Here is a 24,139-nt window from a genome sequence, read left to right on the forward strand (position 1 = left end):
GATGCCCATCTTTTCCTCCGTTTACGTTTGGAAACAGGTCATTGATTTTGTCATCCCCGGATTTTGGTGATGAGCCGAAAAACACCTTAGATGTTATTTGTTGTGCAAAGATTAGAATATTTAGCATCGTTGATTTCTTGCGCTTTCTGATGTGCAATTTGTCACTGAATCGGAAAGGCGTTGAAGGGCATAAATGGTATGAAATACTGTTAAACAAAAAACCTGATTTCATACCGTACAATGGTTTTGTAGAGTGGGAACTCATACCTGGTTGTTGGTTACAAGTAGCAGAAGGTAATCTTACTGAAGGAAATCAATTGCTGCTAGTCAGTTATTGATACGTAGTGGTAAATCTGCAGATACTTTACTAGGTAAGTTGGAAGACGAGCTAGGGAAAATTGATCACTTTGTCGATCAAGCACTGTATTACTCGCGTCTTGATTCTTTTTCAAAAGATTATTTAATTCAAGCAATTTCGTTAGAAACTGTAACGGGAGCTAGTATGAAAAAATACGCCAAGAAGTTTATTGCAAAACGTCTTCAATTTGAACGTACAAACTTGCAGCTTCTTGTTGAGAGTGACACAAAATGGTTATCATTTATCGTGGATCAGATTGTTGCCAATTCATTAAAGTATACAAATGACTATGGGCAAATTAAGTTTATTGGAGAAGAAGACGAAAATGAAAAACGTCTTATTATTCAAGATAATGATATTGGTATTAAAGCTTAAGATATTGGACGTGTATTTGAACGCGGATTTACTGGATTAATGGGATAAATACCAAATCACTGGATTGGGCTTATATTTAGCTAAACGCCTATCCTAAAAATTAGATCATGATATCTCTATTGAATCAAAAGAGGATGAATACACTAAAGTTATCTTACATTTTCTAAATTCATTCTTTTTGTTACATAAAGGATTAAAGGTATTTTTGAAGAAATTATATAATGTAGCAGTTGCAGGCGTGTTGATTAGGAAAAAATAAGTTTATTATTGAGCGATAAAAGGATTTTTTCGTTACCACTTTCCCGATATATTTACATTTTAACTGATTTCCGCTACGGGCTACTCGACTCCCGCGGGAAAGCGAGTAGCCCGTAGCGGAAATCAGCCTCTTTGGATGTATAAAAATGGTTAATCAACACACCTGTAGCAGTTGTTAAAATTTTTTATGGAGGCGGACTATGAAGACGGAAATTATTATAACCGTAGTTATAATTTTAGGAATGGTAATCTTAATAGACAAAATATACGGAAAAATTAATATAGAAAATTATTCTCCGATTTGGGAGTATTTTTCTAAAGCACTTCTCTATGGGTTTATTGCTAGCGTTACATTATTCTATGGAAAGGAATCGCTAAGAGATGTTAATGCACTAGAATGGGCCATCATTGCAGTTTCAGCAATAGAAGGAACAGGGAACTATATTAATTATGTAAAAGAATCAAAAAGGAGAAAAGAAGAAAAAAGAAAGACTTGAGGTAATCAAACTTAGATACATAATGAAATAATTCTTCAACTTAATAGAGTCGCTGATTAAAAAGGGATTGATGCTCTTTTTGTAAGTGAAAGCAGAAGATACAGTAAGTTGGTATTTCGCTAAAGTAGAGCAGAGTCATTTTTAATTTAATTTAATTTAATTTAATTTAACCCACCAGTACCAATGAGTTGCCACATACACTCCGTACACTGTGAAGCGGTGACGTTGCTGGAGTTAGTATAAAAATTGATTAGTTCGAATTCCTATTATCGGAATTCTTTTTAGTTTGTGGAACATATTGGACTTAAGGGCAGATTAGTAGACGGTGGGGGACAGCAATAGAGGAACACTTTATTTATTGAATAAAAATATTATGTAAACTGTTAGAAGGAATTTGAAGATTTGATATGAAGTGTAATAATTTAATCAGAACATCCAAAAGAGTATGAAAATCTTACACATTTCATTGAGATTTTCTTCTTTAAATAATCGAAAGTCAAAACTGTCTATCTGCAATGACAATCATAAGATAGGTTCAAATTCCTTGTATCCTGATATCCACAAGTAAGGGGCAAACAGAAAAAATCACCCATGTCATGACGAGTGATTTTTGAAAATCTATTTCTATTAAATGTTTAAGTTCATAACAATTTGCTCGCCAATACGTCCCATTCTTCTTTCCCCGTTATCGACAAAGCCAACTTTTAAATACAAATTTTGAGCCGGAATATTTTTATGATTAACAACTAAAACAACTTCATTATATTCTTTAAATTCCCTCTTCATAAATTCAGACAATGCTAGCATCCCTTTTTTAGCGTACCCATTTCCTTGTTGTTTATGGTCAATAGATAATGCAGTCAGCAGCATAGCTTGTGGATTATGAGAGTACTCTTTTACTCTTTCTGTTGCGTGCAAGACAAAAAATCCTACAGGTATATTGTCACTCAAAATAACAATCGGATATTGTCCAACCATTTCTAGAGAAATCTCTTTTGGAAGGGCAGTAAATTGACTTTGTTCTTCCGGAAGTTCAAAGTCATTCAATATATCTACATAATTTTTTGAGAAATGTACTAATTCAATGGTGTTCGTTTTTTGCATAAAATTGCCTCCTTTTTTATCATTTTAATATCAGAACAAATGTTCGTCAAGAGACTTGGTTTATAAATGGTAAATAATGATAAAAATGATGCCGGCTAGAAACAATAGATGAGAGGATGTAATAGAACAATGAGGACGAAAGGGGTCACTAGACGACAGTAATCCTCGGTGTCAATATAGGAGATCACAATTGTTAATCAACAGGCGTGATAATCTTTAGAAGAAATGAAGGATATTTCAAACCCCACAATAAAAATGATTAGGGCACAAAAAATGAATAAAGAAAAAAATAAAAAAATTGTTGTAACGAATCAACAAATTTTTGGATATATAGATGATTGGCTTTCAAAAGACTTGATTCAGAATAGCAAAATTCTCATTAGAAAGGAGGTAAATCGTGGATAAAGAAAATATATATCAAGAATATGGGGATTTTATTTTTAGGTATTTATTAACTCTTACAAATGATGGTCAATCTGCTGAAGAATTAACGCAAGAGACGTTCTATCAAGCCATTAAGTCCATTGAAAACTTTCATAATAACGGAAAAGCAAAATTTTCAACGTGGTTATGTTCAATCGCGAAAAACGTGTGGTTACAAGAAATGAATCGCGAAAAAAACAAGCACCAGTTAGTGAACTCACTAAGTGATGAAACTCCTATATTTTATAATTTAGAAGATGAATATTTTAGAAATGAAGACAAAATTAATTTTTATAAAAAAGCTCAACAACTGAGTGAGATAAACCGTGAAATACTTTATCTCAGATTATTAGGTGATTTATCTTTTAAAGAGATTGGCTTCATTTTGGGAGGAACAGAAAACTGGGCAAGAGTAACATTTTATCGTGCAAAACAACAAATCAGAAAAGGCGGGGAAAATAATGAATCATAGCGTTTTTAGAGATTTAATCCCGAGCTACATAGAAAATTTAACAAGCGAAGAGACAAATAAACAAATAGAAAAACATATGGAACAATGTGAGGATTGCCAACAGTATGTAAAGGAAATGCAGGAAAACCTGTTGGTAGAACGTACCCATGAGCAAAAAAAGGAGGATAAAAATATCGATTATTTTAAAAAGGTGCGATCAAAAAATAGGAAAAAGATTTTCATTATTGTAGGATCACTACTATCCATTTTCCTTATTATATCCATTGGTTGTTTCTTCCTCTTTGCCCACATGTGGATAGCAGATAAAAAGGGCATACAAACAACCGTCCAACAACAAGGTACAACGGTTACATTGTCCTTTCAAACGAAAAATGACAATCGTTATCCTTTATCGATGATACATAGGGGACAGAAGTATATCTATGAGATCATTATTTATGAAAAGTGGAATGATTTTTCAGAACCAGCCAGGATTTTAAAAGATGGAAGTAATGTCACGTTTACATTTTTAGATGAAAATACATTATTACTGGACAATGGTGAAGAAAAGAAACTGACAGACGAAGACAAAATACTCATTCAATATAAAAATAGTACGGAAGAGATACTATTAAAGGATTTATACGATCCAGAAAATAAAAGAAAATAATGTGAACATGAATAAGAAAAGAATAGTTGCTACATGAATCCTAGATTATTCACCGACCAATATAAAATCCCGCAGAAAAGCTTTTTACTGCGGGATTCTCTTTTTCACTTAAAGTATTTTAATTTTTTCATTATACTTGATTCTATGCTTTCCCTCACCCTATCTAATTCCAATAGGGAAGAGGATTATTCAATTGTATGTAATCGTCCAAGTCTCCATGTACAAACAATAAAGTAACTATAATCGTTAATATTAACGATAAAATAGACATCATTCCCCATTTATCATCACCAGGGACCCTCACATTAAATCCAATTTGAGCGATAAAAAATAGGATGTTGCTCATAATCGATAGATGAATCAGTCCAGAAATATAATTATTTACCGCTCCTGTCCAAAGTGGTACTCCCCAACCCTATATCCTATCCATATATCACTATTGCAAAACTCTACAAGAGATGGTGGTGTACCTATAATTGCACCCATTGTAGCCTATTCAGATCACCATTAAATACCTTTATACAGATTTGAGAGATATTGTGTAATGAGAAAAGGGATATTAATATAGATTTAAAGAGGTGCAAAATTTGGGGGAATGAAAAATGATTTTACTTAAATATAAAGTAGAGGAAAACGAACTAACAATGCTAAAAGAAGTTTATCAATCAGTAGGATGGATGAAACATGACGAACGCATCATAAAAAAAGTTTTCAATGCAAGTACACACCAAGTTTTCGCAGTAAAAGATCATCAAATTATTGGGTTTGCGAGAGCTCTTTCAGACGGTGTATTCAATGCTGCTATTTATGATGTTGTCGTCCATAAAGATTATCAGGGAAGAGGAATTGCCAGAATGCTTTTAGAGGACATCATTCAGCAATTAGGGAATGTTTCTTGTATTCAGTTAATTGCAACAACAGGAAATGAACCTTTTTATGAAAAGATCGGCTTTAAAAAATTGAAAACGGGTATGGCTCTATACAAAAATCCTCAACTAGCCGAGGAGTATTTGGAAAGAAATAATCATTAGAACGGCGGAAGGAGGAGGAAGCTGGCATTGTTTCGATTAGGAAAATAATAACTAAAACATTATAATAATAGGGTGAAATTTGAAATAGAGGAGAATGATGTATGGGTGATTTTCTTGATTTATATCATTTAGTTGAAATAGACGAGTTTGAAGAAGTAAAAGATATTTTAAACGGGAATCCAAGCTTAGCTTTAGGTAATGATGAATATGGTTTTACTTTATTGCATGCTGCTGTAAGTGCTGAAAATCCAGAACTTATTAAATATTTAATTGACCTAGGTGTCGATGTAAATTCGAGAAATGATGAGGGGATTTCTCCATTACATATAGTACTTTACCCCGAAGTAGCTGAATGTCTATTAGATCATGGGGCATTAATAGATATTACCGCAAATGATGGAAATACCCCTTTACATACGCAAGTTTCAAATGGTGAGGAAAGTATCGATATTATTCAACTACTTCTAAAAAGAGGAGCAAATCCAGAAATCAAGAATGCTTTTGGAAAAATTGCTTTAGATATAGCTAAAAGCAGGGAAGAAACACTCATCATTAAAGAATTATTAAAAAATAGCTAAGTCCATAAAAAAAGCTGTAGCGTACGGCATCGCTACAGCTCAATATTGCTTATTGACTTGCTTAGGTTAGTCAGTAACAAGATTATATCATATTATAAGGAAAAATAAAAATAACAGCAGCAATAGAACCAAAAGAGCTTAAAGATATTCAAAAAATGACTTATGGGATGTTAAATATCAAAAGAAGTAAATTGGACCAGGATGGAAGAAGGGGAGTTTATAATGCTTTATCCATATAGAAATGACGCTAGAAAAACACTAATTCCTTATTTAAAATCGCTAGATGAAAAATTTTGGTTTATACAATCCGATACTTATCCAAACACACTTGCTTGGGTTATTGCTCATATTGCAAGTAGTGAGGATTACTGGATCAATGAAATTGCCATGAAAAATACATGTATGTTAAACCTAAACGAAAAAAGTTCAGCGAAGGAAATATTGGATGGTTATATTCAGATAAGGCATTATACTGATGAAATTTTACACTCAGTAAACTTATCCGAGCTAAATACGTTAATGGATGTACCGAACTTTAATGATGGATGGAAACCTCCTTCAGAACCAACGTTGAACTGGGTATTTAATCATGTATATATGCATGAAACTTATCATATCGGACAAATTGGACTTATAGCTCATCTTAATGGATTTCAAAAACCATTATTTTGAAGTGTGAATAAATAGGATATTAAATGTAGCGTAGTATCCGAGAATTGGCCCAAGAAGTAAAGAAACAAAATGTTCTTTGTATCTGGTTCAAGTTCAACATGAAAATTATACATAGGGACATCTTGATAATTCAGTTTGGGTCTACTAGATAGCTTACTGAATTAGATTTTCACAAATGTATATTCGTCATTAATAACTTCCAGTATTTTGATTCTATCTAATGTATGGATGAAATTAAAAAAGGTTTCGCCAATTTTTTATATATAAGATAGGAAAGTATAAAAGGGTCACTGGACCAGAGTGACCCAAGCCAACAAATCTGGGGAGCAAAGCTAAATTAGCTTTACACTACTATTATTATGATTTGATAACTATTTTGTATAGTGAATTGTCTGAGAAAAAAGATTAAAAAATAAAAAGGCCGAATAAGTTAATCGTACAGACAATTAAGATGAAAATAGATTGAGGGATTATTTGAAGAATTAGTGATGTGGTATCGGGATTAAACCGTGCTTATAGATAGTTAGAGGTTTATTACGTGACCGGATAAACTATTTACAACTGCTAAGATTATTTGAGAAAACGCTTGGTCCTAGCTTTCACTTTTGAAATTAGAGAGTCGTACTGGTACTTCAACGTTCTTCATTTTAGCCATAAGGGCATTAAATCTTCCTATCCACTTCGGACTTAACTCTTATAAAGTAATTTAGATTTGGTTGAAGAAAAGCTACCATCCATTCAAATCTTCGAAAACAGAGAAGGAGCAAATATTTTTAAAAGAAGCGATAAGGATAGATCAAAATAATTGTAAACAAACCCAGACAACGACGAAGAAATAAGGTATGCAAATTAAGTATTGAAAATACAAGTTGATGAATTACTAATATGACAAAGTCACTCATTTTGAAAATAAAGATGAGTGACTTTTCATTTTTTTAAAACAATTCTAGTTATCTGATGGAGCATCGACTTGGTCACTATTTGTTCGATACTGCAATTTTCTCTACATATGAATACACATAAGATCATATAGATAAAGGTAGCAAAAAAATAGATCTCTCCAGTCGATTGATTTGAAAATTAAGAAAATCTTCAGTTTTTTCTAAGAAATAGATTAACTTTATTGTATATACTTATAAAAACAGGAAATTAATGAAACCGTTTGAATATTTAAAACGTATTGGTAGTAGGAAAGAATATTGAAGTAGGTGAAGACGTGGCATACACCATTTACATAGTATTAACAAAAACAGGTACATTATTATCAAAAGCTATAGGTATGTATACTGGAAAAGAGATGAATCATGCGTCCATTGCTTTTGATGATGAGCTCTTTGAAATGTATAGCTTTGGACGTAGACAATTAAACAATCCTTTAAGTGGGGGTTTTTTGCAAGAGGATGCAGAAAGAGGGCTATTTGAAACAGCTGATTGTGTAATTTATCGTTGTAGAATTTCCCACTATCAATACTTAGAGATGATGAAAATCGTACGTTATATGTATTGGAATCGTGATCGCTATAAATATAATTTTATTGGGCTCTTTGGCGTTATGATGCGAAAGGAGGTACGAAGAGAGCGTGCTTATTTTTGCTCACAATTTGTAGCGACTCTTTTAAAGGTTGGTGGGCTGAAAGTTTATCAAAACCCAGCATTAATGACACCTCATTGTATCGCACAATTACCTTATTTAGAAAAAGTATATGCTGGGAAGCTAGCAGACTATTTACAAAGTGTACGTTCACCAGCAATGTTATACGGTTAAGGTGAAACCTCGAATCATTCTAATTATTTTTCACCCTCGCTAACATGAAGCCGCGGCGTATCTATCTAGATATCCTCCGAGGCTTCATACTTTACGGTCGTTCTAGGTTGATATTCATACAGATTAACATTGAATATGGTGCTTAAGTCTCGATGATTTACTCGATGTCCATCACCGATTAATGAACATAAAACTATTCCGTTATAAAATTAAAGGTAGTCAAGTTGGGTATTATTCTCTTTGGAGTATATTATATACTTTAAAGTAGAATCTGAAGTGAATATAATTTCACTTCCTTCAGCAAATGTTTTTGTAGCGAAAGCAAAGCGTCAGCTACAGAAGTCTTCCACCTCTATAGATGGTGAGATGAATACGGGTTGAAGTTACTTTTCAGCGGGTGGCCAAACAACTGCTAAAAGGGAGTTGAAAAAATACATAGGGGGCGTTATTGATGAGTGAAGAATTAAATGCATCTGGCTGGGATGCGATTGACCAGGAATTATTAAAAGTTTATGGAGAGCAAGAGCCGAAGCATTATGGAACCGTTATTCCCTATTTATTAGGGGGCGAAGATCCGCTTGAAGGAATTAGTGCGTATAAGAGTGAGACACCAGTTCCACACTGGCATTTTGTCACTTATGGATTTTCCGAGTTATATGAAAAAGAATCAGAAAATGCTGAATACAGCGGATATGGGTTTGAGTTAACATTTCGTCTTGCCCGAAATGAAGATGAGGAGGAGCCACCAGCGTGGGTGTTAAATTTGCTACAAAACATGGGAAGATATGTGTTTAACAGTGGCAATGTTTTCAGATCAGGTGATTACTTGGATGCTAATGGTCCAATTTGCCAAGGTGCGGACACGCTTTTAACGGCGCTTGCCTTTACGTTGGATCCTGAATTGCCTGCAATTGATACACCAAATGGACAAGTGGAGTTTATTCAAATGGTAGGTATTACAGGCGATGAGCTTGAGGCGATGCAAACATGGAATACAATAGGTGTGCTAAATGCTGGTCTTGAGTATATCCCGAGCTATGTTACTGATTTATCTCGGGCATCACTTTTACAGATCCCATCCATTGCAGAAGCGGTAGAAAAAGGGATGGAGAAAGAGGGCTCTAGTACCGGCTTTTTATTCGTAGACCAACTGGCTTGGGAGCAGGGTAAAAAGGGATTATTCAGCAAACAACCTAATAAGTTTACGCTAGGGGCAAAGCAAGCAGGAATAATCGGTAAACTATTACGCGGGCGGATTTTAAAAGGGGAAAACCTGACCTTAGTTAGTCAAGAAATCCGAGTTGTATTTGAGCCAGGTGAAAAATGTGGGTATAGCGTGGAGGAAGCGGATGTTACCATCACATTAAATGACAAGGCAGTTATGGAACTCAATCAAAACTTGATGCCACAAGAAAAGGAATTTGAAGTATCCTCTATACCGGGGCTTTCCATTCAAATTGCAAAAACGTATATTAAAGATCAGCAAGGAAACGTTGTGGAAACAATCGGATGATAAAATATAGTCTCCCGCTAAAACGAACAGTATATCCAAATGATGTGCTTTAGGTTCGTAGTGGGAGATTTTTTTATAAATAGTAACGAGGGAGTTTAGCAAAGAGGCACGAAGAAAATTAATCTTTTAAATAATCAAATCTAATGCTCAAAAAGATAGGTTTGAATGAACTAGAAAAAGTATTAAATGTAGGAGATTTGTGCGTATGAGAGTAGAGGCTAAGCTTCTCAAGCAGTTAAAACAATTGAAGATTGTAAGTGAGCAGACTGCAGAATGGCTAAATATTGAAATTTTTAATCCAGAACTTTTGGAGCGTGAGCAGTTAGGATATAGCATGGATCTTGAGGGTAACTCTCTTATTAATGATGAAGAGGGTTCATGGCAAGCTGATTGGCTTGTTATTGGGCATAGAAAACTGACAGGCGACCCGATTATTATAGAGACAGCCGAGCTAGGGCAACAACCAGTAGCTGTTCTCATGCATGGCATGGGAGACTGGAATGCAGGTAGTTATCTAGCAGGTTCAGTTTTAAATTTTCAAGAAGCTATACAGCAATTTATAGAGCTTATTGCTCAGAAAAATGATAATCAATCGACTTGGAAAATTACTTGTATGGAGCTTGAACAACTAATGACGAGGATTGTGTCAGCAGATGATTATGCCGATAAAGATTTATGGGAATCTCTATTAGACCCTGCTTTTCAAGCGGCTCAAGGCATGGAGGCTGATTTAATGAAACAAGTGTCAGAAATGAGTAAGTGTGGAATGACGATTAAAGAAATTGCCGGCGAGTTAAAGCTGCCATTGAAAGAAGCATATGGTTATTTGAAAAAGGTTAAAGAGCTTTAAGGTTGAAGTTGAAAAAATGAGCATCCATGTGAGATGACGGGGTACCGATTTTAAGTCAATGGCAACCTGGAGAGATATAGATAGCTACTCGCATGAAAAGATGAAGCACTACTTCGACTCCTATCTGTAAGGGGAATGACTTAAATGAAAAAACAGACGAAAAGAGCATTGAAAATCGTTGATATTGCCAAAGAGCCTTTAGAGAAAATACCGTACATTACCGCTGCATCAAAAGGAGAGGGTATTTCTTATGAATGGCTTCCTATTTATTGGGGAGAGATGCTTGAACTGCCAGAGGAGCTGGATGCGCTAATTATTGCTTCTGATTTACAAGGAATCGCAGGTCATAATCAAGAAACGATAGAAGAAGCTCCAAAGCTGCTTGGTGAGGAACTTGCGGAAGTGCTGTCCATTTTGTTTCAAATCCATTTGTCAGATTTGGACCAAGCCAAGGTGATGGTGTGCTTATGTGGGGACTTATACACTGACCTAACCAAAAGGGGTGCTAGCGGTAATCCTTTGCCTGTATGGAGAGCTTTTCAGAGTCAATTTGGATTTGTCACAGGCATCGCAGGAAATCACGATCTATTGACGAATAAGGAACAAGCTGAATTGGAATCTACCTCAGGTATCCATTACTTCTCGGAGGGGGGTACGATTATGTATGCAAATCTTGCAGTTGCAGGACTCGGAGGAATCATCGGTAGGGCGGATAAACCAAATCGGATGGGAGAAGCCGATTATTTGGCAAAACTCAGAGACATTATAAGACAAGTTCCCGACATCCTGCTACTTCATGAAAGTCCGAAGATTAGCGCACAAGGTCTGCCTGGTAATCCACATATTTGGAAGGAACTACAGAATGCTGCTGAGCTTTTGGTCTGCTGTGGCCATGTTCATTGGGATACACCACTTGTTGAAACGAATGATGGGCTACAAATTTTAAATGCGGATGGGCGTGCTTTTATTTTCACAGCGACGACGCTAGATTAGAAATGCTTTATAATGTATATGATTTTCACATAGTTTTAGGAAAGCAAAGATTAAGACAATTGGAAGAATTATAACTTGAAAGGGGTTTTAATATGGGGGCATGGGGATATAAGCCATTAGAAAGTGATGAAGGCTTGGATGTAGTAGATTTTTTAGAGGACTATATCCATAGTAATTTAGAATCAAATCATTTAGAGTTATCTGAGGTTATCAATGCGATGAAACGAGATGGGTTTTTTTGAGAGAGCTTCGATGAAATTGATTTCCTTTTCGATATAAGTGCAATGACGCTTGCAGAGCTCTATGTAATGTATCTTGATACAGGGAAATTATATGACGGTGAAGATGACTTTGAAAAAATACAGTCAATAAATGCGGATGAAGAATCATTGAAGTTTATATTAAGATCAGGCGTGTTGATTAGGAAAAAATAAGTTTATTATTGAGCGATAAAAGGATTTTTTCGTTACCGTTTTGCCAATATATTTCCATTTTAACTGATTGTAGCGTAGGGCTACTCGACTCCCGCGGGAAAGCGAGACAGACGAGACCCTGCACGGAGCGAAGCGGCTCGACGCTCGCCCGCAGGAAGCTTTGCTCTGTGCGAAAGCGAAGCGTCAGCAACAAAGCGAGTAGCCCGTAGCGGAAATCAGCCTCTTTGGATGTATAAAAATGGTTAATCAACACACCTGTATTAAGATATTTAACTGATATTAGAGCTGAAGTTCCAGATGCTGATGGTATTAGGGAAATCGTTGAATTATGGCGTGAATCAGAATGCTGGATTGAATGGAAATCTAACTTAGAATGGCTAATTAATAGAGTTGAAAAGGAAATAATCTATTCCTTAAAATAATATTGGTATAGGATACTCAGTTGTATAGAGCTAATTTCCTCCCTTGAATATTTAGATATTATCAAGGGAGGAAAAGCTTTACAAAGAAGCAGAGCTACGCAATAGCATATTTATCTCGTCTAGAGGGATGATTTTATTTCCCCCGTATACGATGTTATAGTGAAATCCCCATTCTCCTAATGCAATAAGATGATGTTGTTCATTTTTTCTTTTGATGAGAGCCCATGTTCCTAAATCGCTTTCCGTACTTGCACTTAGCAATATCCATTCGTTGTAATGGAACACATATATATCCCTAAACATCTGAAAAGAATCCAAATGACCAGAACCGACTGAATCAAACCAAATATCGCAAGCTTCTTTTACGAGAACAACATTCAGAATTCTGATTTCAATCCACGCGCATTCTTCATTTTTAGACAAAATCTGCTCAAAGCTGCAATGAACAAATGCTGAGGAATTGATTTCACTAGGATGCTCTTCCCATCCGTTAAAGTATGAGAGAGCAGGCATAAATAACATCCAAAAGCTTTCACCTACTGTCATCTGAAAAGGATAACGGACCATTACAATCCTTCTATCTCCTTTGAGAGGTGGATTGTTTGATCGTGCCCATATTTTTTCATCAAGAGCAGGTAAATTACTGGCTTGAAAATCGGACCATTCAATGCCCGCCTCAAATCCTACGATTTCGAAATTATTTTTGATTAATTTCATTTTATCAGGTATTTTATTACATGCAGAACATGGAAAGGCTATATTGTTATCAATCATTATAAATCACCATTTCATTTTGTTTTATTAATTGTAAAAGGAGAGATTGAATTTGCATTATGAATTTTGGATTATGATATCGATTTCAGAACTAGTTCATTATCCCGACGAATGGAAAGATGAATACATACCTCACCCGAACTTTAAAGCGATTATGGATGCTATTGGTATTCGTGCACCAATCGAGGATATTTACGAACGTTATTATAACCAGCCTGTACATACTGGTCATGTACTAGTCTTTTCCAATAAACATGAGCCAGGTACGTGTATTGTTTTTGACACTTATCGAGACGCAATGGACCAGAGCGATATGATTAGATTCGGATGGAGAATCAGTGGAAAAGAAGCTATTGAATCAGTGAAACAATTATCACGTCACCTTTATGATGAATGCGAAGATGCTACCGTATTCTACAAGGAAGGTCAATGTGTTCTTTATGAGGTACTGAAAGAAGAACGTTATCCTCGTAAAATTTATTATAAAAAGGTATTTAAACAGCAAATCAAAAGGTACATAGTTTGAGATAACTGTCCTGTTATCTCAAACCACACTACATGTATATACCCATTTCTTTATTTACGGGAAGATAAGTAATCCAAATACTCTAATCTAGTAAGTCCACCTGTTTGACGGTTGAATTCATCATATGTAATATCCTCTATACTTGGAAAGCGATTTATTGTGTTGAAAAGATAAGGTCGAATAAAAAGCGGCATCGTCAAAAAACGTTTTCCAGAAAACTAACCATTCTGCAATGTTCAACCTTATCGTAAAACCTTTTTCTGCTATAATTAATGACAATATAGATAGGGGTGATAAAAATGCAGATCGTCACAATTGAAGGCGTTCCATATAATTGGTTAAAGCGATTACAGGAAATTCATGCACATGTATTTGATGGAGCAAATTTACCATTAGAAAAACTTGAAAGTAAAGAGGGGCTCATTTGTTTATTAGCTATAGAAGATGAGGAAATCATAGGCTTTAAATTAGGCTATACACATCCGGATGGAGTTTTTTATAGCTGGCTAGGTGGTGTGCATGAGAAGAAACGTGGTCAAGGAATTGCCAGTCAATTAATGAAGCAACAGCATGAACATCTACTGGCACTTGGCTTTAAAAAAGTTCGTACATATGGTAGAAATGAGCGAAAAGCGATGCTTATCACTAATCTTAAACACGGATTTGATATTGTCTCAACTTTTGTGGATAAAAAAGATCGACATAAAATAGTATTTGAAAAAATATTGGAATAGGAGTTTTAACATGAAGGCATACTTAGCAAATGGATTATTTTCTTTAGGAGATCGTTTAGTCAACGAGCAGCTCGCTGCGGCAATTAGAGAGGCAGTACCAGGTATCGAATTATATGTCCCACAGGAGAATGATGCGATCAATGATAAATCGGCCTATGCAGATAGTTTGGCGATTGCGCAAGCAGATTTAGAGATGCTGCAAAATAGTGATGTATTAGTAGCCGTTTTAGATGGTGTTGAAATTGATTCTGGTGTGGCAGCAGAGATTGGTGCATTTGCGATGCTGAATCGACCAATCGTAGGCGTCTTTACAGATGTTCGTCAACAAGGCCGGGACAATATGATGAAAATAGAGGCACTTGTACGCGACGGAATTGAAAATCAGTTTGTGTATCGTAATTTATTTGTTATTGGCTTAATTAAGCGCACGGGAGTTATTACGACTTCCATTGCTGAAGCTGTTAAAGCCGTTGAAAAATATAAAAAATAGGAGGAGTTTTTGTATGCTATTATCAACAACAGATATTGTGGCTGGAAAAGAAATTGTAGAAACACTTGGCTTAGTAAAAGGTAACTCTGTACAATCAAGAAATATTGGTCGCGATATGATGGCGGGACTACGTAATATTGTTGGAGGAGAGATGAAGGAGTATGCAGAAATGCTCGTTCGCTCCCGAGAAGTTGCCACGCAAGATATGGAGGAAGAGGCAAGACGACTAGGGGCAAATGCAATTGTTGGGGTAAGATTTTCAACATCATCTGTCATGGACGGCACATCGGAGGTATTAGCATACGGAACTGCTGTAAGAGTAAAGGAATAATCCGATCAACAAGATTTTTACTTGTGTTGAAAAACAAAATGGTCAATGAAATTTTGTAAATGCTTAAAATGAGAGTAATTTCTGTTTATGGTTACTAACTTCAGTCGGAACGGAAATCACCCCTCGCTTTGCCGAAAGATTATACTTTATTTAATATGACACATTAAAACATATAGAAGGACTTCAATCACCGAGATTGAGGTCCTTTTTATCTACCATTGCGGAATTAACTGTAAAAATAAAGTGAATTATAACAAAAGTATAGTATGTAGTGCCAATAATACCATTAATATAGAAATTAAGTAGTCAAAAGGACTAATAGTGTCCAACTCTTTTTGTATAATAGAGAAGTAATTTTGAAGAAAGAGTGGGATATATGGTAGATTCACAACAAAACAAAGGCTATCGCGTCATTTCGATGTTTGACAGACTGATGGATGGTCAAGGGATTAACAAAAAACAAGAAGCATTTACACATAATGTTGGTGAAAAAACCATACAACGGGATTTGAATGAAATTCGAGCGTATCTAGAAAAAGCTAAAGTGGATTGCCATTTAGAATATGTGCGGACAGAAAATGTGTACAGGCTGACAAATAAAGGGGAAAGTATTTTGTCGAAGGAGCAAGTTTTAGCGATTGTTAAAATTCTCATCGAATCAAGAGCACTGCTAAAATCAGAAATGAGCGATATTATCGATAAGCTTATTTCAATTGTTGCGGCCGATAAGCAAGAGTTTATTCACAATATTATTTTAAACGAAAAGCATTTGTACGTAGATTTAAATCATAAAAAGTCTCTATTGCATTTAATTTGGGATCTTTCAGAGGCGGTTCAAAAAAAGAAAATCATTAAAATTGAGTATTTACGTGAAGGCGAAACAATTCCTACAGAAAAGATTTTAAAACCACTCGCCGTCATTTTCTCAGAATACTACTTTTATTTAATTGCTAATGATAATAAGCACGAAAAGGATTTGCCTATTGTCTATAGAATCGACCGAATACAACATTTTCTTGAGCTTGATAAAAAATTTAAAATACCATATGCTGAACGTTTTCAAGAAGGAGAATTTCGCAAACGTATTCAGTTTATGCACGCTGGCGAGCTGATGCGTATGAAATTTATCTTTAAAGGAACATCTCCGCTAGCTGTATTAGATCGCTTACCAACAGCAAAAATAGTATCCAATAAAGATGAGCGATATTTATTTGAAGCAGAAGTTTTTGGACATGGTATTAAAATGTGGCTGCTGAGCCAAGGGGCAAACATAGAAGTGCTAGAGCCAATTGAGCTTAGAGAAGAGATGATTGAAACGATTCAATCGATGCAGAAAAATTATCGCTACATATAAAATAAAAAATAAGGTAAAAATCCGCATAGAGTCTAATCGAAGCAGATTTTTACCGTTTAAGAATGATTTATATCTTAAAAAAGATCCTCAAAAAAGGCCATCTTAAAATCATCTGAAAGCTTGTAATCTTTCATATAGTTTTCCTCATACAAATAAACGAATAAATGCTTTGAGTCATCTAATCGAATACCAATTTCTCGTTTATCATTATTACGCAATGTTAACCAATAAGCCTCGTCATAATTTGACTTGGAGAAATAGACTTTTCGAAGCGGTTGATCTTCAAGTTGTTGCATTATTTGATTGATTGTAGCTACATCTGTAATAGTGATTGTTTTGTGATCAGAGGAACGGATCAATTCAATTTCTTTAATTTTTTCAATATCAAATCGTTCAATTACCTCCTTATCAAAAGTTGAATCGCGAGTTAAAAAGATGGTTGAAGCATATAAGATGATAAGAGGTAATAAGATGCCGATTAATATTTTATATCGTTTTTTCATGTTTAAACTCCTCGAATTCTAAAAATTCACACATATGTATTCTTTTCCACGCTATAATTGAGCATATACTGAATGGATAAAGGATGGCAATCAAATGACACATAATCATGAAGAAAAAGAGATATTGTATCCAGATGGTATATTAATGTATCGTGGCGGTGTGAAGAAAAATGACTTTGGTCATGACATTTATGATGGAAAGGGGACGCTATTTGATCAAGAAGGTGAGCTGTTATTCGAGGGAGAATTCGTCAAACATATGAAGCAAGGTAACGGCATCACGTATTTAAAAGGACAAATGATTTATCAGGGCGAATTTATTCAAAATAAAAAACAAGGTAATGGTATTTTATATAAGGATGGTCAGGCATATTACGAGGGACATTTTCGTAATGATTTAATGGAAGGTTATGGGATTTTATATTATAAGGAAGATGTTATGGCCCCATTTAAAGAGCTTCGAGCACAGTATCCGGATTTAAATCAGCCGCAATATGAGGGTGATTTTGTTCATGGCATGAAGAAAGGTAAGGGAAAACAATATTATCCAAGTGGTTTTTTGCAATATGAAGGTGATTTTATATGGAATCATATGCAAGGTGCAGGAAAGCTTTACTATGCACCAGAATCGCCAAGTGCTGAGGAGCTAGCAAATGGTGTGACATCCCTTCAGTATGAAGGTTATTTCTTTGAGGATATGAAACATGGAAAAGGGAAGAACTATTCCAGACAAGGTGTGCTTGAATCGGAGGGGCAATTTAAAGAGGACGCTATGACAGGACATGGTACTCTTTATTATGCTAATGGACAGGCTTCCTATATCGGAGATCTTGTAAATGGGGAAAAGCACGGTCGAGGAGATTATTTTAATGAAGAAGGGAAAATTATTTATAGCGGTGAATTTATTAACGGTGAACGTTTAAGAATCACACCAGAAATAGAGCGAGAGATTGAAAAGTTACAGAAGCAACTTGATGGACTTGTAGGACTTCCAAATGCCAAAAAGGAATTACATAATCTAATTAATTTCATTAAAATTCAAAGCTTGCGTGTCGACCATGGTTTAACAAGCTTCCCTATAACATATCATTTAGTGTTCTCTGGAAATCCAGGTACAGGAAAAACAACAGTGGCGCGTATCATCGGCCAAATATATAAACATCTTGGTGTACTTTCAAGCGGGCATTTTGTGGAAACAGATCGAGCAGGCTTAGTAGCAGGATATCTTGGTCAGACGGCATTGAAGGTTCAAGAAGTTGTGAATAAAGCAAAGGGTGGCGTGCTTTTTATAGATGAAGCCTATTCACTCATCAATGATAAACAGGACGCTTTTGGTAAAGAAGCGATTGATAGCCTATTAAAGTCGATGGAGGATTTACGCGATGATTTAGTTGTGATCGTTGCTGGTTATACAGAGCTTATGGATGAATTTCTGCTAGCCAATCCAGGTTTTAAATCTCGCTTCAATCATTTTGTGCAGTTTGATAATTTTAGCACAGATGAGCTTTATGATATTTTTGCCATGCTTTGTAAAAATAATGATTACCAGTACGGTGACGTATTTGCACATCATATGAAGGAGCAATTGCATCAAATTCCAGTCGAATCAATTGCAAACTTTTCGAACGGTCGTTATATCCGAAACTTATTTGAAAAGCTCGTGACCATTCAGTCAAACCGTCTAATTCAACAGAAAGACATTACGAGAGAACAATTAATGGAGTTTACAGAGAAAGATATTTTATTAGGCATTGCAGAACGTCTATTTGATAATACATTTTAATAGTTAGCTTTTTACAAATAAAGCTCATGTGCCGTGCAATGAGTTCAAAGAAATGAGAAAAAGGGGAAGAAAGATGAAAAAACTTTTAGTTATTATATTTGTATGTGCCTGTATTTTGCCGAGAGTGATAACTATTAATATTAACAACAATATTAAAGTTCATAAAGACAATGAATAAACGGTCTGAAAGCTCGATTCTTTACAGCATTATGTTTTATATAGACTATAATTACAAGCAGTTGTTAACGTTTTCTACGTTAGCTTACTGCTCTTTTTTGGGTTAATAGGGTGTGATTTTATAGTTCTTATAGTTTTTAATGAAACGGAGGAAGTGGAACAGCCAAGGGCAAAAGATATATTCTTCTAAATCGGGAAGGAGAACCAATTAAATTTTGAAACAAAAGAAGCAAAAAAAGTTAACAATAAAGAGGCATATCAGCAAAATACTGATAGACCTCTGAATTTTATGGTTTCATCATACCAGCTAAAATATCAAATAATGCTTTTGATATTTCAAAGTGTCCGAATCGTAGTCTTGAGCGGTATTCCTGCCATAAGGGTTCTTTTGAAATTAATGATAACGGAACGGGTACTGTATGTTCGAGGTAGCTCACATTTTTCCTGTAGGGCATGAATCCAGGATATAATTCTACTTGATAAGTAACTCCACTTAATACTTTTCCAATTGCCGTAAATTTTTGACAAGGGACTTTTGTTTCTAGAGTTTCTTTAGGACTATAGTAAATAATCCAATCTCCTTCTTTCATTCTATTTAAAGGAGCATTTTTACCATGACATAATTGACAAAAGCCTCCTTTAATCCCATATTTCACATGATTTTCTGATGCTACACCAATCCAATATTTAATCATAATTTTTTTCTCCAGCAGAACTAAAATCAAAGTTTGATAATGTAAGTAATTTTTCTCTAAAGAAAGCTTCCTCACTATTTAGAGAGGAAAAAAAGATATTGTCAGTTTTTTCAACTAATGGAATAGCAATTTCTAATTTATTTTGCCCTTGTTTAGTAAGGGAAATTGTATTTGCTCTAGGATCTTTTTTAGAGATATTTCTTACTACCAACTCGCTGTTTTCTAATTTTTTTATAATACTTGAAACAGTCATAACATCCATATCAGCAGCTTTGGCAATTAAAGCCTGGTTAATATCTTCATTCTTCTGTGCTAGATATGCTAAAGTTGTTAATACAACGAATTGAGGATGAGTAAGAGCAACCTCTTTCAATTGTTTTTTTATTTCCCTATGCCAAATATTGTATGATCTAATGAATAGAAAACCAATAGATGCTGAAGAATCGTCTTTGAATTTTGAAGGGAATTTGGTCATTTTTCAACCAATTCCTTTATTGAAAGTATACTCATAGGTACGTCCCTAAACACCTGGTTTAAGAAGTTAATATTTCCTTCTGTAGTTTTAGCATTTTTCAATTCAACTGTATGTTTAATAATACTTTGATCAACACCTTCGATAATTTTATGATCAAAATAGATGTCTCCTAATCCTGGGATTGAAGTTTTATCACAAAAACATTTATTTTCTTCAACACTTACCAACTCAAATACAATTGGTGGCTGGCCATCAAGCTCCATTGTTCCAGTGCTTCCCTTTACAAATTCACCATTTAGTGAAATATCTTTTAAGTCTGATTCCCACTTAAACCATTCATTCACATTTGCATACAATGGCCAAATCTTGTCTGGTGTAGTATTAACGCCTAGTTCAAAACTAAATTTCATAAACGAATCCCTTCTTTCTATCATAAGTATACTTATTGTAAGTCTACTTACGATAAAAATCAACAATAATTTCTTCATATAGAAAACATCGTTATATGGGATTTTTTTATATCCAGCTTGGATCATGTTTAATTAAGTTGAGGAAGCTAAAAAGTATTGAGAAATCACTTATTCTTTCTGAAAATTATTTGAAAAACTCGTGACAATTCAATCCAACCGTCTAATGCAACAGAAAGGTATTTTTTAAAAAGTTGTCATTGAGGTCAAGGGATTAATAAAACTTGGCCTCAGCTGTAGTTTAAATATGTTCAATAGAACAAGGTATTTTCACTCTTAGTCACCATTGTCCGCTAATATCAACAGTTCCTCGTTACTGTCAATAAGTGATCTTTTCGATATAACATTAAAATTCCTAAAAATAACAGATTGAATAATTGACAAAAAATGAAAGTAGTAGTAATCTAACACAAAAACATACGCTACCGTATTTAAGTGGAGAGATGACATGCAATTAACGAGGGAAGATTGGGTAAAAGCAGGATTACAACAATTAGCTGATGAAGGAATACATAAAGTTCGTATCGAAGCACTTGCTCGACTACTAAAAATAAGTAAAGGGAGCTTTTATCACTATTTCCGTGACCATCAAGAGCTGTTAGATTCTATGCTCGACTATTGGGAAATACATGCAACAAAGCTGATTGTCCAAAGTATGGAGCAACAGGATGCTTCATTAGAACAGCTATTACAGATTAGTTTTAATCGAGATAAAAAGATAGAGATTGGTATTTATACTTGGGCTAAATACGACTCTGCTGTTGCAGCACGTTTAGTGGATATTGAAGAACAAAGAATTTCTTGTGTTGCGAAATTGTATCAAAGAAAGGGCATAGACAATGCTGAATCAATTGATAGAGCGAGACTTGCCTATTTAACGTATGTAGGATGGATGACAAGGTTTGAAGAAAATCCAAATTTTAATATTGATAAAATGGTCGAGCTTTTAACTTCTTTTAGCGGTTAAACAGCCGCTATGTTAGTACTACGCTTTCTCACAAAAAACATCCGCTGAAATGGAAGAACTCAGGCTATGAACTTCACCCCTTGTGAAAATCGCCTGATGTGCAAGCACAAAGCCGAATCCGGACGCAGTTATGCCGAGGCATAATTGACTACACGATTATAAATGTCCCTAATATGGTTATAGAACCTACAGGGACAAAATTATTACCATAACATACGGTAGTGTATGTTTTAGGATTACGACATTGGAGGTAACTATATGAAATCAATTTTACCATTATTAGCTGTAGGGTTACTGTGGTTTATCAGTTTTTTGCATACGTATTGGGCTTTTGGCGGTCGATGGGGTTCTACGGCTGTGATTCCTGTAAGAGAAGGAGAGCATAAACCTGCATTTACTCCGAGAATATGGGGAACATTATTCGTAGCCATTCTTATTCTATTTGCTAGTATCATTATTGTTGTTCAAGGTGATTATTTGCAGAGCTTCCAAGCAAATAGTTTATCAAAAATCGGAAGTATTGTTTGTGCTTTAGTTTTTATTGTTCGGGCGATTGGTGATTTTAATTATGTTGGATTTTTTAAAAAAATAAAACATTCACAGTTTGCTAAATACGATACTTGGATCTACAGTCCATTATGTTTGTTCTTTGGATTTGTCTATATCTCACTATTGTTTTAAAATGAGTGACAACTAAGGAGAATTTATAGGAGGAAACATAATGAATCAAACAATATACTTACTTCGTCATGGTGAAACTGAATTTAATACACAAGGACGATACCAAGGAGAGCTCGATTCTCCATTAACAGAAATGGGTGTACATCAAGTACAACAAAATGCACAAATGCTGAAAAGTTTAATTGGAAATCCTAATGAATGGAAAATTTTTTCGAGCCCATTAGGAAGAGCCATGCAGAGCACTGAAATAATTTGTGAAACAATTGGATATGATTTGAAGAATGTTGAAAAAGATAATCGTTTAACCGAGGTTGCAGTGGGACAGTGGGCTGGGCTAACAACGAAAGAAATTGAAAGTTCTTGGCCCAATCTTCTTCATAACACAGACGTCTATAACTGGTATTTTAATGCGCCTAATGGAGAAGCTTATGACTCCGTAGTGAACAGACTAAATGCTTGGCTAGAAGACATTCAACATATACCGAAAGTGATTGTTGTTTCACATGGTTTAACGGGTCGTATTTTACGAGGAGTATATGCGGATCTAAAAAAGGAAGATGCACTAAAGCTTGAAGTATCTCAGGATGTATTTTTTAAATTAGCGAATAAAACCATAACGAGAATTTGCTCAGATTTCGATGATTTTTAACTTATTTCAGCGGCAAACACCCGCTGAAATAAGTTAAGCCTCCGGCGGATGTCACGGAAATCGGAAAGGAGTTCACATAGGATGTTAGCCTAAAATCATCGCATCCATGCGATAACGGCTAACTGACCTGCATCCTGCAGGCCTAAGCACAAAGCCGATTCCGGACACAATTATGCCGAGGCATAATTGATTGTCAAGCTTTAAGAATTTCTTCATAAATTTCCTACAGGAATATTCATAAATGCCTCCTATTATAATGTGTGGGGGGCGTTTTTTTATGAAAAAATTTGTCATATTTTGTTTTATATGTGCGGCTGCATTCTTTTTTTTATATACAAATGACACAACAACAGAACCAACAAAAATAGAGCTACCTTCATTACATAGTCAAAATGCATTGTTGCTGAATGAAAAAGGAGATGTATTATACGAAAAAGATGCAGATGACATTATTTATCCTGCTTCATTAACGAAAATTATGACAGCGATTGTTGCCATTGAAATGACTACTGATCTGCAGAAGCAAACAATTGTAAAACCACAAATGATTTCTAAATTTACTGCTCAAAATGCTTCCATGGCGGGCTTTAAGGCAGGAGATTTTGTCACGATAGAGGATTTATTATATGGCACACTGCTTGCTTCTGGGGCGGATGCTACAGGAACACTTGCGGATGCAATGGCAGGTAGTGAAGAAGCATTTGTGACATTAATGAATAATAAAGCGCAGGAATTAGGGATGAACGATACCCATTTTGTCAATGCCAGCGGATTACATGATCCTGCTCATGTTTCCAGTGTACGTGATATAAGTAAGCTATTTCGTTATGCCATTAAAAATCCTACCTTTTATCAAATTTTGACTTCGAAAAGTTATATGACGCATGTCCCAAATGAATTAACGATAACAAGCTCACTTTTAGCGAAAATACCAGGTGAGGAAGGCGCGATATTGGGAGGGAAAACAGGCTACACACCTGAAGCTGGTCTTTGCTTAGCCTCTATTATTGAAAAAGATGGTAAACAATATATTTTCGTGACGACGAATGCGAATGGGCAAGCTTGGACACCACCATTCCATATTGAAGATGCTCTTACAGCGTACGATGCGCTATAAGAGGAAAAAAATATGAAAAAAT

General features: G+C 35.1%; 29 protein-coding genes and 1 pseudogene. 24 read left to right on the forward strand and 6 right to left on the reverse strand.

Annotated features, from left to right (window positions below; translation table 11 throughout):
* The 3 genes and pseudogenes from AMS59_RS26300 to AMS59_RS12050 all read left to right on the forward strand — a co-directional run.
* Window positions 1-338: pseudogene (locus AMS59_RS26300) on the forward strand (hypothetical protein); the annotation flags it as partial.
* The gene (locus AMS59_RS12045) at window positions 335-733 is read left to right on the forward strand and encodes a sensor histidine kinase (RefSeq protein WP_234007752.1); all 399 of its coding nucleotides are present in this window, start codon (window positions 335-337) and stop codon (window positions 731-733) included. The pseudogene AMS59_RS26300 and the gene AMS59_RS12045, both read left to right, overlap by 4 nt.
* Before the next feature lie 458 nt (window positions 734-1,191).
* A complete protein-coding gene (locus AMS59_RS12050) occupies window positions 1,192-1,488 on the forward strand; it encodes a hypothetical protein (protein ID WP_053483982.1) in 297 nt (98 codons plus the stop codon).
* Between the two features lie 627 nt (window positions 1,489-2,115).
* Here the strand turns inward: AMS59_RS12050 and AMS59_RS12055 are convergent.
* Complete coding sequence (locus AMS59_RS12055) at window positions 2,116-2,592, reverse strand: GNAT family N-acetyltransferase (protein WP_053483983.1); 477 nt, start codon at window positions 2,590-2,592, stop codon at window positions 2,116-2,118.
* A 273-nt stretch (window positions 2,593-2,865) separates the two neighbouring features.
* On the opposite strand from AMS59_RS12055, the gene AMS59_RS26695 reads away from it, so the two are divergent.
* The 11 genes from AMS59_RS26695 to AMS59_RS25180 all read left to right on the forward strand — a co-directional run bounded on the left by AMS59_RS26695 (window position 2,866) and on the right by AMS59_RS25180 (window position 11,780).
* Window positions 2,866-2,997, forward strand: a complete 132-nt coding sequence (locus AMS59_RS26695; RefSeq protein WP_255350012.1) for a hypothetical protein — start codon at window positions 2,866-2,868, stop codon at window positions 2,995-2,997.
* Window positions 2,990-3,487 carry an RNA polymerase sigma factor gene (locus AMS59_RS12065; RefSeq protein WP_053483985.1) on the forward strand — a complete coding sequence of 166 codons (498 nt, stop codon included), beginning with the start codon at window positions 2,990-2,992 and terminating at the stop codon, window positions 3,485-3,487. The genes AMS59_RS26695 and AMS59_RS12065 overlap by 8 nt, the downstream gene beginning before the upstream one ends.
* A complete protein-coding gene (locus tag AMS59_RS12070; protein WP_053483986.1) occupies window positions 3,477-4,136 on the forward strand; it encodes a zf-HC2 domain-containing protein in 660 nt (219 codons plus the stop codon). Before AMS59_RS12065 ends, AMS59_RS12070 begins: the two co-directional genes overlap by 11 nt.
* Before the next feature lie 602 nt (window positions 4,137-4,738).
* Window positions 4,739-5,167 (forward strand): GNAT family N-acetyltransferase, encoded by a 429-nt coding sequence (locus tag AMS59_RS12075; RefSeq protein ID WP_053483987.1) that lies wholly within the window; start codon window positions 4,739-4,741, stop codon window positions 5,165-5,167.
* A 101-nt stretch (window positions 5,168-5,268) separates the two neighbouring features.
* Entirely contained in the window at window positions 5,269-5,745 is a 477-nt protein-coding gene (locus tag AMS59_RS12080) for an ankyrin repeat domain-containing protein (protein ID WP_053483988.1), read from the forward strand.
* Window positions 5,746-5,967: 222 nt separating this feature from the next.
* Window positions 5,968-6,417 (forward strand): DinB family protein, encoded by a 450-nt coding sequence (locus AMS59_RS12085; protein ID WP_053483989.1) that lies wholly within the window; start codon window positions 5,968-5,970, stop codon window positions 6,415-6,417.
* A gap of 1,216 nt (window positions 6,418-7,633) precedes the next feature.
* Complete coding sequence (locus AMS59_RS12090) at window positions 7,634-8,182, forward strand: hypothetical protein (RefSeq protein ID WP_053484156.1); 549 nt, start codon at window positions 7,634-7,636, stop codon at window positions 8,180-8,182.
* A gap of 451 nt (window positions 8,183-8,633) precedes the next feature.
* The gene (locus tag AMS59_RS12095; protein ID WP_053483990.1) at window positions 8,634-9,695 is read left to right on the forward strand and encodes a suppressor of fused domain protein; all 1,062 of its coding nucleotides are present in this window, start codon (window positions 8,634-8,636) and stop codon (window positions 9,693-9,695) included.
* A 205-nt stretch (window positions 9,696-9,900) separates the two neighbouring features.
* On the forward strand, window positions 9,901-10,545 hold the full coding sequence (locus AMS59_RS12100; protein ID WP_053483991.1) for a hypothetical protein: 645 nt from the start codon (window positions 9,901-9,903) through the stop codon (window positions 10,543-10,545).
* A gap of 144 nt (window positions 10,546-10,689) precedes the next feature.
* Complete coding sequence (locus tag AMS59_RS12105; RefSeq protein ID WP_053483992.1) at window positions 10,690-11,538, forward strand: metallophosphoesterase; 849 nt, start codon at window positions 10,690-10,692, stop codon at window positions 11,536-11,538.
* A 92-nt stretch (window positions 11,539-11,630) separates the two neighbouring features.
* Window positions 11,631-11,780: a DUF4259 domain-containing protein gene (locus tag AMS59_RS25180; RefSeq protein WP_156304633.1), complete on the forward strand. Its 150-nt coding sequence runs from the start codon at window positions 11,631-11,633 to the stop codon at window positions 11,778-11,780.
* Between the two features lie 692 nt (window positions 11,781-12,472).
* Here AMS59_RS25180 and AMS59_RS25835 read toward each other — a convergent pair.
* Window positions 12,473-13,168 carry a hypothetical protein gene (locus AMS59_RS25835; protein WP_053483993.1) on the reverse strand — a complete coding sequence of 232 codons (696 nt, stop codon included), beginning with the start codon at window positions 13,166-13,168 and terminating at the stop codon, window positions 12,473-12,475.
* Between the two features lie 52 nt (window positions 13,169-13,220).
* Here AMS59_RS25835 and AMS59_RS12115 point away from each other — a divergent pair, with 52 nt between their 5' ends.
* The 5 genes from AMS59_RS12115 to AMS59_RS12135 all read left to right on the forward strand — a co-directional run bounded on the left by AMS59_RS12115 (window position 13,221) and on the right by AMS59_RS12135 (window position 16,603).
* Window positions 13,221-13,694, forward strand: a complete 474-nt coding sequence (locus AMS59_RS12115) for a hypothetical protein (RefSeq protein WP_053483994.1) — start codon at window positions 13,221-13,223, stop codon at window positions 13,692-13,694.
* A 299-nt stretch (window positions 13,695-13,993) separates the two neighbouring features.
* Window positions 13,994-14,428: a GNAT family N-acetyltransferase gene (locus AMS59_RS12120; protein ID WP_053483995.1), complete on the forward strand. Its 435-nt coding sequence runs from the start codon at window positions 13,994-13,996 to the stop codon at window positions 14,426-14,428.
* A gap of 10 nt (window positions 14,429-14,438) precedes the next feature.
* A complete protein-coding gene (locus AMS59_RS12125) occupies window positions 14,439-14,918 on the forward strand; it encodes a nucleoside 2-deoxyribosyltransferase (RefSeq protein WP_053483996.1) in 480 nt (159 codons plus the stop codon).
* 13 nt (window positions 14,919-14,931) lie between these two features.
* Window positions 14,932-15,249 carry a YbjQ family protein gene (locus tag AMS59_RS12130; protein WP_053483997.1) on the forward strand — a complete coding sequence of 106 codons (318 nt, stop codon included), beginning with the start codon at window positions 14,932-14,934 and terminating at the stop codon, window positions 15,247-15,249.
* A gap of 376 nt (window positions 15,250-15,625) precedes the next feature.
* Window positions 15,626-16,603 carry a YafY family protein gene (locus AMS59_RS12135; protein WP_053483998.1) on the forward strand — a complete coding sequence of 326 codons (978 nt, stop codon included), beginning with the start codon at window positions 15,626-15,628 and terminating at the stop codon, window positions 16,601-16,603.
* A 74-nt stretch (window positions 16,604-16,677) separates the two neighbouring features.
* On the opposite strand, the gene AMS59_RS12140 is transcribed toward AMS59_RS12135, so the two are convergent.
* A complete protein-coding gene (locus AMS59_RS12140; RefSeq protein ID WP_053483999.1) occupies window positions 16,678-17,106 on the reverse strand; it encodes a hypothetical protein in 429 nt (142 codons plus the stop codon).
* Window positions 17,107-17,200: 94 nt separating this feature from the next.
* Between AMS59_RS12140 and AMS59_RS12145 the strand changes: the two genes are divergently transcribed.
* The gene (locus tag AMS59_RS12145) at window positions 17,201-18,889 is read left to right on the forward strand and encodes an AAA family ATPase (protein ID WP_053484000.1); all 1,689 of its coding nucleotides are present in this window, start codon (window positions 17,201-17,203) and stop codon (window positions 18,887-18,889) included.
* Between the two features lie 464 nt (window positions 18,890-19,353).
* On the opposite strand, the gene AMS59_RS12150 is transcribed toward AMS59_RS12145, so the two are convergent.
* The 3 genes from AMS59_RS12150 to AMS59_RS12160 are packed head-to-tail and all read right to left on the reverse strand — an operon-like array spanning window position 19,354 to window position 20,646.
* On the reverse strand, window positions 19,354-19,761 hold the full coding sequence (locus AMS59_RS12150) for an EVE domain-containing protein (protein WP_053484001.1): 408 nt from the start codon (window positions 19,759-19,761) through the stop codon (window positions 19,354-19,356).
* The gene (locus AMS59_RS12155; protein ID WP_053484002.1) at window positions 19,754-20,236 is read right to left on the reverse strand and encodes a MarR family winged helix-turn-helix transcriptional regulator; all 483 of its coding nucleotides are present in this window, start codon (window positions 20,234-20,236) and stop codon (window positions 19,754-19,756) included. Before AMS59_RS12155 ends, AMS59_RS12150 begins: the two co-directional genes overlap by 8 nt.
* Window positions 20,233-20,646, reverse strand: coding sequence for a hypothetical protein (locus AMS59_RS12160; RefSeq protein ID WP_053484003.1), 414 nt, complete (start codon window positions 20,644-20,646; stop codon window positions 20,233-20,235). The genes AMS59_RS12155 and AMS59_RS12160 overlap by 4 nt, the downstream gene beginning before the upstream one ends.
* Before the next feature lie 505 nt (window positions 20,647-21,151).
* Between AMS59_RS12160 and AMS59_RS12165 the strand changes: the two genes are divergently transcribed.
* The 4 genes from AMS59_RS12165 (at window position 21,152) to AMS59_RS12180 (ending at window position 24,117) form a co-directional block, all read left to right on the forward strand.
* Complete coding sequence (locus tag AMS59_RS12165) at window positions 21,152-21,670, forward strand: TetR/AcrR family transcriptional regulator (RefSeq protein ID WP_053484004.1); 519 nt, start codon at window positions 21,152-21,154, stop codon at window positions 21,668-21,670.
* A gap of 258 nt (window positions 21,671-21,928) precedes the next feature.
* A complete protein-coding gene (locus AMS59_RS12170) occupies window positions 21,929-22,351 on the forward strand; it encodes a DUF3995 domain-containing protein (RefSeq protein WP_053484005.1) in 423 nt (140 codons plus the stop codon).
* A gap of 40 nt (window positions 22,352-22,391) precedes the next feature.
* Complete coding sequence (locus AMS59_RS12175; protein ID WP_053484006.1) at window positions 22,392-23,000, forward strand: histidine phosphatase family protein; 609 nt, start codon at window positions 22,392-22,394, stop codon at window positions 22,998-23,000.
* A 277-nt stretch (window positions 23,001-23,277) separates the two neighbouring features.
* A complete protein-coding gene (locus tag AMS59_RS12180) occupies window positions 23,278-24,117 on the forward strand; it encodes a D-alanyl-D-alanine carboxypeptidase family protein (RefSeq protein WP_053484007.1) in 840 nt (279 codons plus the stop codon).
* Window positions 24,118-24,139: the final 22 nt, after the last annotated feature.

The organism is Lysinibacillus sp. FJAT-14745 (genome assembly GCF_001275675.1).
In the GTDB taxonomy this organism is placed as follows: domain Bacteria; phylum Bacillota; class Bacilli; order Bacillales_A; family Planococcaceae; genus Lysinibacillus.